Annotated in this window: 14 protein-coding genes; 6 read left to right on the forward strand and 8 right to left on the reverse strand. The window is 57.1% G+C overall.

Features of this window, described 5'->3' with window-relative positions; all coding sequences use genetic code 11:
- Window positions 1-53: 53 nt before the first annotated feature.
- The gene (locus V7Q41_RS04715; protein ID WP_333843443.1) at window positions 54-728 is read left to right on the forward strand and encodes a histidine phosphatase family protein; all 675 of its coding nucleotides are present in this window, start codon (window positions 54-56) and stop codon (window positions 726-728) included.
- On the opposite strand, the gene ruvB is transcribed toward V7Q41_RS04715, so the two are convergent.
- Together ruvB and ruvA are read right to left on the reverse strand one after the other, a co-directional pair.
- Window positions 725-1,777 (reverse strand): Holliday junction branch migration DNA helicase RuvB, encoded by a 1,053-nt coding sequence (gene ruvB, locus V7Q41_RS04720; protein WP_333843445.1) that lies wholly within the window; start codon window positions 1,775-1,777, stop codon window positions 725-727. The two genes, V7Q41_RS04715 and ruvB, sit on opposite strands and share 4 nt — an antisense overlap.
- A gap of 3 nt (window positions 1,778-1,780) precedes the next feature.
- Window positions 1,781-2,353, reverse strand: a complete 573-nt coding sequence (ruvA, locus tag V7Q41_RS04725) for a Holliday junction branch migration protein RuvA (RefSeq protein WP_333843448.1) — start codon at window positions 2,351-2,353, stop codon at window positions 1,781-1,783.
- Between the two features lie 41 nt (window positions 2,354-2,394).
- Here ruvA and V7Q41_RS04730 point away from each other — a divergent pair, with 41 nt between their 5' ends.
- Entirely contained in the window at window positions 2,395-3,351 is a 957-nt protein-coding gene (locus tag V7Q41_RS04730; protein WP_333843451.1) for a PhoH family protein, read from the forward strand.
- Window positions 3,352-3,354: 3 nt separating this feature from the next.
- Complete coding sequence (gene ybeY / locus V7Q41_RS04735; RefSeq protein WP_333843453.1) at window positions 3,355-3,807, forward strand: rRNA maturation RNase YbeY; 453 nt, start codon at window positions 3,355-3,357, stop codon at window positions 3,805-3,807.
- A gap of 22 nt (window positions 3,808-3,829) precedes the next feature.
- Here the strand turns inward: ybeY and dbpA are convergent, their stop codons facing one another.
- The 3 genes from dbpA to tyrS are packed head-to-tail and all read right to left on the reverse strand — an operon-like array spanning window position 3,830 to window position 6,949.
- Window positions 3,830-5,242: an ATP-dependent RNA helicase DbpA gene (dbpA, locus tag V7Q41_RS04740; RefSeq protein ID WP_333843455.1), complete on the reverse strand. Its 1,413-nt coding sequence runs from the start codon at window positions 5,240-5,242 to the stop codon at window positions 3,830-3,832.
- Window positions 5,239-5,685 carry a D-aminoacyl-tRNA deacylase gene (dtd, locus tag V7Q41_RS04745; protein WP_333843457.1) on the reverse strand — a complete coding sequence of 149 codons (447 nt, stop codon included), beginning with the start codon at window positions 5,683-5,685 and terminating at the stop codon, window positions 5,239-5,241. Before dtd ends, dbpA begins: the two co-directional genes overlap by 4 nt.
- Before the next feature lie 4 nt (window positions 5,686-5,689).
- Window positions 5,690-6,949, reverse strand: a complete 1,260-nt coding sequence (tyrS, locus tag V7Q41_RS04750) for a tyrosine--tRNA ligase (protein WP_333843460.1) — start codon at window positions 6,947-6,949, stop codon at window positions 5,690-5,692.
- A 163-nt stretch (window positions 6,950-7,112) separates the two neighbouring features.
- On the opposite strand from tyrS, the gene V7Q41_RS04755 reads away from it, so the two are divergent.
- Window positions 7,113-8,402 carry a M23 family metallopeptidase gene (locus V7Q41_RS04755; protein WP_333843544.1) on the forward strand — a complete coding sequence of 430 codons (1,290 nt, stop codon included), beginning with the start codon at window positions 7,113-7,115 and terminating at the stop codon, window positions 8,400-8,402.
- Window positions 8,403-9,554, forward strand: coding sequence for an anhydro-N-acetylmuramic acid kinase (locus V7Q41_RS04760; protein WP_333843462.1), 1,152 nt, complete (start codon window positions 8,403-8,405; stop codon window positions 9,552-9,554).
- On the opposite strand, the gene erpA is transcribed toward V7Q41_RS04760, so the two are convergent.
- From erpA to rplM, 3 genes are all read right to left on the reverse strand, one after another.
- Window positions 9,555-9,920: an iron-sulfur cluster insertion protein ErpA gene (erpA, locus tag V7Q41_RS04765; protein WP_108358382.1), complete on the reverse strand. Its 366-nt coding sequence runs from the start codon at window positions 9,918-9,920 to the stop codon at window positions 9,555-9,557. It lies immediately after the preceding gene.
- Between the two features lie 165 nt (window positions 9,921-10,085).
- Window positions 10,086-10,478, reverse strand: a complete 393-nt coding sequence (gene rpsI / locus V7Q41_RS04770; RefSeq protein WP_104797055.1) for a 30S ribosomal protein S9 — start codon at window positions 10,476-10,478, stop codon at window positions 10,086-10,088.
- A 9-nt stretch (window positions 10,479-10,487) separates the two neighbouring features.
- A complete protein-coding gene (gene rplM / locus V7Q41_RS04775; RefSeq protein WP_100131731.1) occupies window positions 10,488-10,916 on the reverse strand; it encodes a 50S ribosomal protein L13 in 429 nt (142 codons plus the stop codon).
- Between the two features lie 208 nt (window positions 10,917-11,124).
- Between rplM and V7Q41_RS04780 the strand changes: the two genes are divergently transcribed.
- The gene (locus V7Q41_RS04780) at window positions 11,125-12,003 is read left to right on the forward strand and encodes a 23S rRNA (adenine(2030)-N(6))-methyltransferase RlmJ (protein ID WP_333843481.1); all 879 of its coding nucleotides are present in this window, start codon (window positions 11,125-11,127) and stop codon (window positions 12,001-12,003) included.
- Window positions 12,004-12,271 lie beyond the last annotated feature (268 nt).

Here is a 12,271-nt window from a genome sequence, read left to right on the forward strand (position 1 = left end):
AAAGAACGATCGTGCTATTTTGCATGATTTTTCAATCTTTAAACTTAACCCTTATGCAAGCCACCCGAATTCTCGCCATCCGCCACGGAGAAACCCCATGGAATGTGGACACCCGCATCCAAGGGCACATCAACATTGACCTGAACGAAACAGGCCGCTGGCAAGCCGAGCGCGTGGGCCATGCCTTGGCAGAAGAGCCAATTCACGCCATTTACAGCAGCGACTTGCAGCGCGCATTCGACACCGCACAAGCCATTGCCAACGCCCCCGCACGGCTGGCCGCACGCACACCCACACCCGCGCACATCACCCCGCACCTGCAATTGCGCGAGCGCCACTTTGGCCACTTACAAGGCAAAACATGGGCAGAAATAGAAACTGACCACGCCCAAGACTGCAAGCTGTGGCGCGATCGCGACCCGCACTGGGCCCCATCGGGCGGCGAGTCACTGACAGTTGTGCGCGAACGCATCCGCCAATGCGTGAATGAATTGGCCAGCCAGCACTTGGGCGAACAAATTGTGCTGGTGGCACACGGCGGTGTGATGGATGCGCTGTATCGCTTGGCCACCAATCAATCGGTGCAAGCGCCGCGCACCTGGCACTTGGGCAACGCCGCCATCAACCGTTTGCTGTGGACACCTCAGGGCTTGAGCCTCGTGGGCTGGGGCGATGTGTCGCACTTTGAGGAGGCGAATACAGGGCCTCGCGATGAGACCACCACTTAGTCTGTGGTGACGTCGCCAATCGCCTTTGGCGGCGTCACCCCCAAGTGCCGATACGCCGCCAAGGTGGCGATGCGGCCACGGGGCGTGCGTTGCAAGAAGCCTTGCTGAATCAAATACGGCTCAATCACGTCTTCAATCGTGTCGCGCTCTTCGCCGATGCTGGCGGCAATGTTGTCTAGGCCCACAGGGCCGCCGTCAAAGCGGTGAATGACCGCTTCGAGTAATTTGCGGTCCATCAAGTCAAAGCCTTGTGGGTCGACATCCAACATCGCCAGTGCTTTGTTGGCCATGTCTAAGGTGATGCGGCCATTGCCCTTGACATCCGCATAGTCGCGCACGCGGCGCAGCAAGCGGTTGGCAATGCGTGGCGTGCCGCGCGAGCGACGCGCAATCTCAAAACCGCCCTCCACATCCATGGGTGTGTTCAACAAACCTGCGCTGCGCACCACGATGCGCTGCAACTCTTGTGCGGTATAAAACTCTAGGCGCGACACAATGCCAAAACGGTCACGCAAAGGGTTGGTCAACATGCCTGCGCGGGTGGTGGCGCCCACCAAGGTGAAGGGTTGAAGATCGAGCTTGATGCTGCGCGCCGCTGGGCCTTCCCCAATCATGATGTCGATTTGGTAGTCCTCGAGGGCGGGGTACAAAATTTCTTCCACCACGGGTGACAAGCGGTGAATCTCGTCGATGAAGAGCACATCGTTTTTCTCAAGGCCCGTCAGCAACGCAGCCAAGTCTTTGGGTTTTTCCAGCACAGGGCCACTGGTAGAACGCAGGTTCACGCCCAGCTCTTGCGCAATGATGTGGCTGAGTGTGGTTTTGCCCAAACCGGGCGGGCCAAACAGCAACACATGGTCAAGCGCTTCGTTGCGCATCTTGGCGGCGCCAATAAAGATTTCTAACTGCTCGCGTACCTTCAACTGGCCCACGTACTCTTGCAGCAGTTTGGGGCGCAAGGCGCGTTCAATGGCTTCTTCGTTGGGCGACACGGGCGCAGCAGACACCACGCGGGGCGCGGGGGCGAAGTCGTCAGTTTGGATGCTCATGCTTTATTTGGCCAATGACTTCAAAGCCAGCTTGATGCCGTCGCTCACACCCACCTCAGCGGGCAAGGCTTTGAGCGCGGCAGCGGCTTCTTTGTCGTTGTAGCCCAGCGCCAGCAGCGCTTGCAAGATGTCGGTTTGGTGGTCGGGCGAGCTCGACCTATTGGGCCCCAAGTCTGCACCCAATTTACCCTTGAGTTCTAAGAGCAAACGCTCAGCTGTTTTCTTGCCAATGCCCGGCACCTTGGTGAGACGGCCTGCGTCTTGATCTGACACCGCACGTGCCAACTCGTCAGCGCTCAAGCCGCTCAAAATGCCAAGCGCCATACGGGGGCCCACGCCAGAGATTTTGATGAGCAAGCGAAAGGTGGCTCGCTCAGATGCAGTGCCAAAGCCAAACAAAATTTGCGCATCTTCGCGCACCACAAAATGCGTCAGCAACGACACTTTTTCGCCAGTGGCGGGCAAGTTGTAGAACGTGCTCATGGGCACGTCGACTTCGTAGCCCACCCCGTGACAGTCCACCAACACTTGGGGTGGATTTTTCTCGCTGAGAATGCCGCTTAATTTGCCAATCACATCTTGCCTATCATTGGGGGTACTTTTGAGAGATTATCGACTTGATTCTTCGCCACACCTTCACCCCGCATAACAACACCCGTTTGTCGCATTTGTGCGGCCCCACCGACGAACACCTGCGCACCATCGAGCTGGCGCTGGACGTGAAAATCGCCCACCGCCACGAGCAGTTCAAAGTGGACGGTCACAAGGCCAAGGCCACCCGCGCCATGGAGGTGTTGCAAGCTTTGTATGAGCGGGCGGCCAAAGCCATTCCCCCAGAGCAAGTCCAGCTCATGCTGGCAGGCGACAGCGCAGACGAAGACGGCGCGCATGTGCTGCAAACCCGCCGCACCGACCTGCGGCCTCGCACCCCCACCCAAGCGGCCTACCTCGACAACATTGCGGCGCACGACATCAGCTTTGGCATTGGCCCCGCGGGCACGGGCAAAACTTATTTGGCTGTGGCTTGTGCGGTGGATTCGCTCGAGCGCAGCGCCGTGCAACGCATTGTGCTGACGCGCCCAGCGGTGGAGGCTGGTGAAAAACTGGGCTTCTTGCCCGGCGATTTGAGCCAAAAAGTAGACCCGTATTTGCGTCCTTTGTACGACGCGCTGTATGACCTGATGGGCTACGACCGCGTGCAAAAAGCGTTCGAGCGCAACGCGATTGAAATTGCGCCGCTCGCCTTCATGCGCGGGCGCACACTCAACAACGCCTTCATCATCTTGGACGAAGCACAAAACACCACACCCGAGCAAATGAAGATGTTTCTCACCCGCATTGGCTTTGGGGCCAAAGCCGTGGTGACGGGTGACGTGAGCCAAATTGACTTGCCCAAGGGCCAGCTCAGCGGCTTGATTGATGCCGAACGCGTGTTGAAACGCGTCAAAGGTATTTCAGTCACCCGCTTCACCAGCGCCGACGTGGTGCGCCACCCGCTGGTGGCCCGCATCGTCGATGCCTATGACGCCCAACGCACTGCCACGACAGGCGCAGCTTCTCGCAAACCAACTTAAAAAATGGCAGCGCCCACCCTTGACCTCTCCCTGCAATTTGGCGACTTGTCTGACGCCGCGCTTCACCGTGCCGCGTTGCCACGTGCCTTTGTGAGCCTTTGCCTTCGCAGCGCCCTAGCCCATGATGCTGAGATGACCGTGCGCATCGTCGATGCGACAGAGGGCCAAGCTTTGAACAAGGACTACCGCAAGAAAAACTACGCCACCAATGTGCTGACGTTTGACTACGCACAAGCACCCATGGTGATGGCCGACCTCGTGCTGTGTGCGCCGGTGGTGGCGGCAGAGGCCAAAGCACAAGACAAGTCGCTGCAAGCGCACTACGCACATTTATTGATTCACGGAGCGCTGCATGCCCAAGGCTATGACCACGACACCTCAGAAGCCAATGCCATCGAGATGGAGACGCTGGAGATGCTCATCATGGCCAGCCTTGGACTGCCGTGCCCGTATTGACGCCAAACCATAGGCAAGTCGATCAACGACCCAATGCGTCTTCCAACAAACGCACTTTCACCGTCTTGCCTTTGACGCGTCCTGCGCTCAAACGCTTGACCGCCTCACGCGCAATGCTTCGCTCCACCGCCACGTAGGTGGAGAACTCATTCACACTGATCTTGCCCACCTGCTCTTTGGTAAAGCCTGCGTGACCCGTGAGTGCACCCAGCACGTCACCCGCGCGAATTTTTTCTTTGCGACCTCCCACTATTTGCAGGGTTGCCATCGGTGGCTGCAAGATGCCGCCTGCGGCAGGTGTGAGGCTGCTCAGCGGGGCCCAGGTGGACTCACGGTTTTGCAAGAGTTCAATCTTGCCCACGTTGCCCATCTCGTCCATGCTGGCGAGTGACAAGGCCAAACCTTCGGCGTCACCGCGGCCCGTGCGGCCAATGCGGTGGATGTGAATCTCTGAATCGGGCGTCACGTCCACGTTGATGACAGCTTCTAAGTTGGCCACGTCCAAGCCACGCGCGGCCACATCGGTGGCCACCAACACCGAGCAACTGCGGTTGGCAAACTGCACCAGCACTTGGTCGCGCTCGCGTTGCTCGAGTTCGCCAAACAAAGCCAAAGCACTGAAGCCTTGCGCTTGCAGCACGGTGACCAAATCGCGGCATTGCTGCTTGGTATTGCAAAACGCGAGGGTGGACTCAGGTCGGAAGTGGTTGAGCAGTTGCGACACGGCATGTAAGCGTTCGTTGTTGCTGACCTCATAAAAAATCTGTTTGATTTTTTGTGCGTCGTGCTGCGCTTGCACCTTCACCGTTTGTGGCTCGCGCATGAACTGCGACGCGAGCTTGGCAATGCCTTCGGGATAGGTGGCTGAGAACAGCAAAGTTTGACGGTCTTTGGGGCACTGACGGGCCACCTTGGCGATGTCGTCAAAAAAGCCCATGTCCAACATGCGGTCGGCCTCGTCGAGCACCAACATCTTCAAGCCTTGCAGGCTGAGCGAGCCGCGCTCTAGGTGGTCCATGATGCGTCCGGGCGTGCCCACCACCACATGTGCGCCGTGCTCTAGGCTCAGAGTCTGACCACGCAAGGCCACGCCACCGCAGAGGGTGACCACTTTGATGTTGCCCACGGCGCGGGCCAAGCGACGAATTTCTTGTGTTACTTGGTCGGCCAGTTCGCGTGTGGGGCACAAGATCATGGCTTGCGCATCGAAGAGCGCGGGGTCGAGTTTTTCAACCAAGGCAATGCCAAAGGCAGCCGTCTTGCCGCTGCCAGTGCTGGCTTGGGCAATCAAGTCGCGGCCCGCCAAAGTCAGGGGCAAGCTGGCAGCTTGAATGGGCGTCATCTGGGTGTAGCCCAGTTGCGTCAGGTTGTCGAGAGAAGAGACCGCGAGGCTCAGAGAGGCAAAGGTCGTAGCGGTAATTTGTGGGTCGGTCATGCACCGATTATCGTGACAGGGATGGTCACTGGGCCATCGTTGACCAAATGCACTTTCATATCCGCACCAAAAAGCCCCGTTTGAACAACAGGGTGGCTGGCTTTGGCTTGCGCCACAAACGCGTCGTACAAGCGGCGGCCTTCTTGTGCGGGTGCAGCGCTGGTAAAGCTGGGCCGCGTCCCACTGCTGGTGTCAGCTGCTAAGGTAAATTGGCTGACGACCAACAAGCCACCTTCCACATCCACCAAGCTTCGGTTCATCTTGCCCGCGTCGTCGTAGAACACGCGCAGCTTCAAAATTTTGTCGAGCATTTTTTGGCCCGTGACTTCGGTGTCGCCTTTTTCGGCGCATAGCAACACCATCAAGCCTTGCGCAATTTCGCCCACGACTTGGCCATCCACCACCACGCGGGCTTCGCTTACCCGCTGCAAGACGGCCTTCATGCCTTCACGCAGTCAATGTGACGCGCGCAAATTTGCGTTTGCCCACTTGCACCACATAAGTGCCAACGTCTAACTTCAAGCCTTTGTCGCTGACAACGCTTGAATCCACACGCACGCCGCCGCCGTCTATCAAACGGTTGGCTTCGCTGCTAGAAGGTGCCAACCCTGTGGCTTTGAGCAAGGCACCCAAACCCATGGGGGCACCACTGAGCGAAACGTTTGAAATGTCATCGGGCACACCGCCTTTGCTGCGGTTGATGAAGTCTTGCTCTGCCGCTTCGGCTGCCGCAGCGCCGTGAAAGCGTGCGGTGATTTCTTTGGCCAACGCCACCTTGGCGTCTTTGGGGTTGCGACCGCCTTCGATTTCTTTTTTCAGTGCCTCAATATCGGCCATGGACTTGAACGAGAGCAAGGTGAACCAGCGCCACATGAGCACATCTGAGATGGAGAGCACCTTGGCAAACATGGTGTTGGGCGCTTCGCTGATGCCGATGTAGTTGTTTTTGGATTTGGACATTTTTTCAACGCCGTCCAAACCTTCGAGCAGCGGCATGGTCAAGATGCACTGCGCTTCTTGTCCGTATTCGGCTTGCAGATGGCGGCCCATGAGCAAGTTGAATTTTTGGTCGGTACCGCCCAACTCCAAATCAGACTTCAAGGCCACCGAGTCATAGCCCTGCATGAGCGGGTACAAGAACTCGTGCACGCTGATGGGCGTGTTGGCATGAAATCGGTCATGAAAGTCGTTGCGCTCCATCATGCGCGCCACGGTGTATTTGGATGCAAGCTGAATCATGCCCATGGAGCCCAACGGATTGCACCACTCGCTGTTGTAGCGAATTTCGGTTTTCGCGGGGTCCAGCACCAACGAGGCTTGCTTGTAATACGTCTCAGCATTCACCTTGATTTGCTCGGGCGTGAGCGGCGGGCGTGTGCTGTTGCGACCCGATGGGTCGCCGATCAAACTGGTGAAGTCACCGATCAAGAAGATCACTTGGTGTCCCAAGTCCTGCAACTGACGCATCTTGTTGAGCACCACGGTATGGCCTATGTGAATGTCGGGCGCCGTGGGATCAAGGCCGAGCTTGATGCGCAGCGGTTGGCCCGAGGCTTCAGAGCGGGCGAGCTTTTTCACCCATGCGTCTTCGGGAATCAGCTCTTCACAGCCGCGCTTGGTGACAGCCAAAGATGCCAGAACACGGTCAGTCACTGGATGTGTCACGGGGTGGCTAAGGGGCTGAGTTTGTAGAGATGCTTGATTCATAAGGAGTTTTTACCGTCGAAGGTATAATCAACGGTTTGGTGTTTAGGCCTGATTTTAGAGGCCCAAACCTGGAGGCCTGGAGCTCTTTGCTGGCCGTCAACCAACTGCTGGAGATCACCCCTTGCAGACATCGTTTTCTTTGTGGGTCACGCGCTTGCAAAACATGCTTCACACACACCACCGCCGCGTCTTGGCGGGAGCTGCTGTGACGCTCACGGTCCTGGGTGGTGGTGCGTTTGCGGTGGCCAACTTGGACGACGGGGCATCCAAACTTCCCTTGCGCCAAGTGGTGGAAAGCGTCAACACCTTGTCGTTGCCAGACTTGTGGACGCAAAAATCTTTGCAATTGTTTCGCTCAGACGTCACCCGCTCTAGCGACTCGGCCGACAGCTTGCTGTCACGCCTGGGCTTGAGCGACCCTGAAGCCGCTGCCTATTTGCGCAGCACGCCCACAGCTCGCCAGTTTGTAGGACGCGCGGGCCGCTTGGTGAGCGTGCAAAGCGATGCCCAACACCGTCTTACGCGCCTGAGCGCCCGTTGGGCCAACGACGATGGCCAAACCTTCACCCGCTGGGTGATGGAGCGCCATGCACAAGGCTTTGTGGAACGCCAAGAAACTGCTGCCCTGACCATCAACTCACGCTTGGGCAGCGGCACCATCCAAAGTTCTCTGTTTGCGGCCACCGACGATGCCAACATTCCCGACAGCGTGGCCAGCCAATTGGCCGACATCTTTGCGGGCGACATCGACTTTCACCGCGCCCTTCGCAAAGGCGACCGCTTTGCAGTGGTGTACGAATCCCTCGAAGCAGACGGCGAGGTGCTGCGCACGGGCCGCGTGATCTCGGCCGAGTTTGTGAACAACGGCAAAACCCATCAAGCCTTCTGGTTCAAAGAAGCCAACGCCAAAGAAGGCGGCTACTTCAATGCCGATGGCATCAGCTTGCGCCGCGCCTACTTGGCATCCCCCCTCGCCTTTTCCCGCATGACCAGCGGATTCAAGATGCGCTTTCACCCTATTTTGCAAACTTGGCGAGCGCATCTGGGCGTGGACTATGCAGCCCCCACCGGCACGCCAGTGCGCAGCGTGGGCCAAGGCATCGTGGATGTGGCTGGCGCGCAAGGCGGTTTTGGCAATGTGGTGATGGTCAAGCACGCCGGCGGCCAAACCACTGTCTACGCACACTTGAGCCGCATCAACGTCAAACGCGGCCAAGCGGTCATGCAGGGCCAAACATTGGGCTTGGTCGGCTCCACCGGCTGGGCAACTGGGCCGCATTTGCACTTTGAATTCCGTGTGAACGGTCAACACAAAGACCCTCTCACCATGGCACGCCAAAGCGTGGCTGTGGAAGTGTCAGCCAGCGCGCGTGAGCAGTTCAAGCAACAGGCTTCAACCGCCAAAGTAGACCTCGCCGCAGCAGCCAGCACGCAAGTGAGTCGCGCTGAATAAATGCTGGGGTCAACGCCAAAGTCACCGGCTTGGGCGCTGACATCGCCACCACTTTTCATTGGATTGATGTCGGGCACCTCGCTTGACGGCGTAGACGGTGTGTTGGCAGATTTCAGCGGCGCTCAGCCACGCGTGTTGGCGCACCACGCCATGCCTTTTGCACCCGCTCTCAAGCAAGAGCTGCTGGCCCTCAACACGCCGTCTGACAATGAACTGCACCGTGGCGCCTTGGCAGCGCAAGCCCTGGTGCGCATCTATGCCCAAACCGTCCACGCCTTGTTGGCAGACACACACACCCGTGCCAGCGATGTTTGCGCCATCGGCGCACACGGCCAAACTGTGCGCCACCAACCCGGCGCGTGTGATGGCACTGGTTACACCCTACAAATCAACAACCCTGCTTTATTGGCCGAACTCACAGGCATCGATGTGGTCGCCGATTTCCGCAGCCGCGATGTGGCGGCTGGTGGTCAAGGCGCACCGCTTGTGCCCGTGTTTCACCAAAGCATTTTTGGCCAACCCAACAGCACAGTGGGCGTGCTGAATGTGGGTGGCATTGCCAACCTCAGTGTGTTGCATGCCAATCGCGATGTGTTGGGTTTTGACTGTGGGCCAGGCAACGCCCTGCTCGATCATTGGTGCCAAGCCCACACTGGCAACGCGTTTGACAACCACGGTGCGTGGGGCGCAAGCGGAAGGGTGATTGAACCTTTGCTTCAAACCATGTTGGCTGAGCCATATTTGCACCAAGCCCCGCCCAAAAGCACAGGCCGCGATTTGTTTCATCCCGCTTGGTTGGCCCAACAACTCCATGGCCATGCCAACGCCCATGCGGCCGACGTGCAAGCCACCCTCACCGAGTTCACCGCGTGCGCATGCGCAAACGATGTGCTGCGCCATGCAGCCGCTGCGTCTGAACTCATTGTGTGTGGCGGTGGCGCGCTCAATCGTCTCTTGATGCAGCGCTTGCAAGCCAGGCTTGACCCTGTCCGCGTGCTGTCATCTGATGTGCGTGGCATGCCGCCCCTGCAAGTCGAAGCTGCCGCCTTCGCTTGGCTAGCGCGACAAACCGTGCTGGGCCTACCGGGCAATTTACCAAAAGTAACGGGCGCTCAAGGCGCCCGCATACTGGGTGGAATTTTTAAAGCTTGATTAGGCGGAGAACGATGAGCCGCAGCCGCAAGTCGATGTCGCATTTGGGTTCTTGATGACGAACTGAGCGCCCTGCAAGTCTTCTTTGTAATCAATCTCAGCGCCCACCAAATATTGGTAGCTCATGGCATCCACCAACAAAGACACGCCGTTTTTGTTGATGGTGGTGTCATCTTCATTCACGATTTCATCGAAAGTGAAACCGTATTGAAAACCTGAACAACCGCCACCCTGCACAAACACGCGCAGCTTCAACTCTGGGTTGCCCTCTTCTGCAATCAGATCAGCCACTTTGGCAGCTGCGCTGTCGGTGAAGACGAATGGGGATGGCATTTCTGTTTGGATATTTTCTGCAACGGCGCTCATAGGAGGACTCCTGAATCTATGTGAAAAGTATATCGCTTTACTCGGGTATTGCATCCATCTCAGGCCAGAGACGCTGTTTGCAACATGGGCATTGCCCTGACGCGTTGGCCCCATGAAAAAAGCCGCAAGGGAGAACCCATGCGGCTTTTGGCAGAGAGAAGCAGATTAACGCTTGCTGAACTGCTTGCGGCGACGAGCAGAATGCAAGCCAACCTTTTTACGTTCGACTTCACGCGCATCGCGCGTCACGTAACCAGCTTGTGACAGGACGGGCTTCAAAGCTGCGTCGTAGTCGATCAAAGCGCGGGTGATGCCGTGGCGCACTGCACCCGCTTGGCCAGACTCACCACCGCCGTGCACGTTGACTTGAATGTCAAACGCTTCGCCGTTGTTGGTCAGCATCAAGGGTTGCTTTGAAATCATGATCGAGGTTTGACGGCCGAAATAGGCGGCGATGTCTTTACCGTTGATCGTGATTTTGCCGGAGCCTTTTTTGAGAAACACGCGAGCGACGCTTGATTTGCGACGGCCGGTGCCGTTGTTCCATTCACCAATCATTTCAGCTCCTTAGATGTCCAGCACTTTAGGCTGTTGTGCGGTGTGTGGGTGCTCAGCACCGCCATACACCTTGAGCTTTTTGATCATGGCGTAGCCGAGTGGGCCTTTAGGCAACATGCCCTTGACGGCCTTCTCGAATGCGCGGCCAGGGTGCTTGGCTTGCATGTCACGGAAGTTGGTCGCTGTGATACCGCCGGGGTAACCCGAGTGACGGTAGTACACCTTGTCCAAAGACTTGGTACCAGTGACCTTGAGCTTGGAAGCGTTGATGATGACGATGAAGTCACCTGTATCGACGTGGGGTGTGTAAATGGCTTTGTGTTTGCCGCGTAAACGGAGAGCAACTTCGCTGGCTACTCGTCCGAGCACCTTATCGGTGGCGTCAATCACAAACCACTCATGCACCACGTCAGCGGGTTTTGCGCTGAAAGTAGACATAGTTAAATCCTAAAAGGAGAGTTGGTTTGTAGGGTCCTTTTCCACGGTCGGCGTTCTTCTCTTGAGAACCTCTTAGGTGGGGGTGCTTTTTGCAAAGCCTCTGCCGCGGGACCACTCAAACGCTGCAGAGCCAAACATTATAAGCAAAATCAAGCGCTTAGCGCAAATATCGCCAAATCAAGGCGATTGGGCGGGTTACCATGCCCCCATGTTCAGTTATCGCCACGCTTTTCACGCCGCAAACCACGCCGACGTCCTCAAACACCTCACTTTGATCGCCACCTTGAAGCATTTGATGCAAAAAGATGCTGGCATTCAGTTTGTAGACACCCACGCAGGCGCTGGCCTGTACCGCTTGGACGGTGACTACGCCGAAAAAAGCGGCGAGGCCGCCGAAGGCGTGCTCAAGCTGCTCAATCTCAAAGGCCCCGCCGCCTTGACCGACTACCTAGAGTTGGTGGCTGGCTTCAACACCAAAGGCAGCACCAAGATTTACCCGGGCTCGCCTTTCATCATCCACAAGCTGTTGCGCCACGAAGCACGTGACCGCCTGAAGCTGTTTGAATTGCACCCCACCGACCACAAGTCCTTGGTGGGCAACGTGCAGCAGTTGGAGGCAGGCCGCACCATCAGCGTGACACGCGCAGATGGTTTTGAGTCACTCAAGGCCTTGTTGCCACCGCCGGTATCAAGCGCTGGCTCACGACGCACCTGTGTGCTGATTGACCCCAGCTACGAGCTCAAAAACGACTATTACCGCGTGCTCGATTGCATTCAAGACAGTTTGAAGCGCTTTGCCACAGGCACCTACATGGTGTGGTACCCCATCATTGCGCGCCCCGAAGCGCATGATTTGCCCCGCAAGCTCAAAGGCCTGTGCAGCCAAGTCAAAAAACCATGGCTACATGCCACGTTGGCGATTGGCCGCAAAACCGGCGGCAACGACACGGGCCTGAGCGCCAGCGGCATGTTCATCGTCAACCCGCCTTTTGCCCTCAAGCCTTTGTTGAACGAAGCATTGCCCGTGGTGGAAGAAGCCTTGGCGCGCGGCCCAGGCCGCGGCTGGACGGTGGAATCGGGCGGCTAATCTAATTGAAGCCACACCTCGTCAGCAGGAATGACCAAAAATCCACTGATGGTTGAAATTGTGTTTCCTGCAGCAGACAGAAACTGGTTATCAACAAGCAAAAAATAAGGGAAATACTCCACAGTACTTTCCCTTAATTACAGTCCAAAAAAAAATTCCGCCCGCGCCAACTTTTTGAAGTTGTTTGGCTGTAACACGCCATTCCTCCAATGAGAAACGCAAAAAAACGAACAAAAAAGCAATTTACCTGAAATAAATAAGGGCTTTT

Origin of the sequence: Limnohabitans sp. (assembly GCF_036804465.1) — a bacterium.
Taxonomy (GTDB): Bacteria; Pseudomonadota; Gammaproteobacteria; order Burkholderiales; family Burkholderiaceae_C; genus Limnohabitans.

Bases quoted from the DNA above. Each gene is read 5' to 3' on its own strand.
- V7Q41_RS04715 (WP_333843443.1), top strand. From the start codon at position 54: ATGCAAGCCACCCGAATTCTCGCCATCCGCCACGGAGAAACCCCATGG.
- ruvB (WP_333843445.1), bottom strand. From the start codon at position 1,777: ATGAGCATCCAAACTGACGACTTCGCCCCCGCGCCCCGCGTGGTGTCT.
- ybeY (WP_333843453.1), top strand. From the start codon at position 3,355: ATGGCAGCGCCCACCCTTGACCTCTCCCTGCAATTTGGCGACTTGTCT.
- dbpA (WP_333843455.1), bottom strand. From the start codon at position 5,242: ATGACCGACCCACAAATTACCGCTACGACCTTTGCCTCTCTGAGCCTC.
- dtd (WP_333843457.1), bottom strand. From the start codon at position 5,685: ATGAAGGCCGTCTTGCAGCGGGTAAGCGAAGCCCGCGTGGTGGTGGAT.
- tyrS (WP_333843460.1), bottom strand. From the start codon at position 6,949: ATGAATCAAGCATCTCTACAAACTCAGCCCCTTAGCCACCCCGTGACA.
- V7Q41_RS04755 (WP_333843544.1), top strand. From the start codon at position 7,113: ATGCTTCACACACACCACCGCCGCGTCTTGGCGGGAGCTGCTGTGACG.
- V7Q41_RS04760 (WP_333843462.1), top strand. From the start codon at position 8,403: ATGCTGGGGTCAACGCCAAAGTCACCGGCTTGGGCGCTGACATCGCCA.
- erpA (WP_108358382.1), bottom strand. From the start codon at position 9,920: ATGAGCGCCGTTGCAGAAAATATCCAAACAGAAATGCCATCCCCATTC.
- rpsI (WP_104797055.1), bottom strand. From the start codon at position 10,478: ATGATTGGTGAATGGAACAACGGCACCGGCCGTCGCAAATCAAGCGTC.
- rplM (WP_100131731.1), bottom strand. From the start codon at position 10,916: ATGTCTACTTTCAGCGCAAAACCCGCTGACGTGGTGCATGAGTGGTTT.
- V7Q41_RS04780 (WP_333843481.1), top strand. From the start codon at position 11,125: ATGTTCAGTTATCGCCACGCTTTTCACGCCGCAAACCACGCCGACGTC.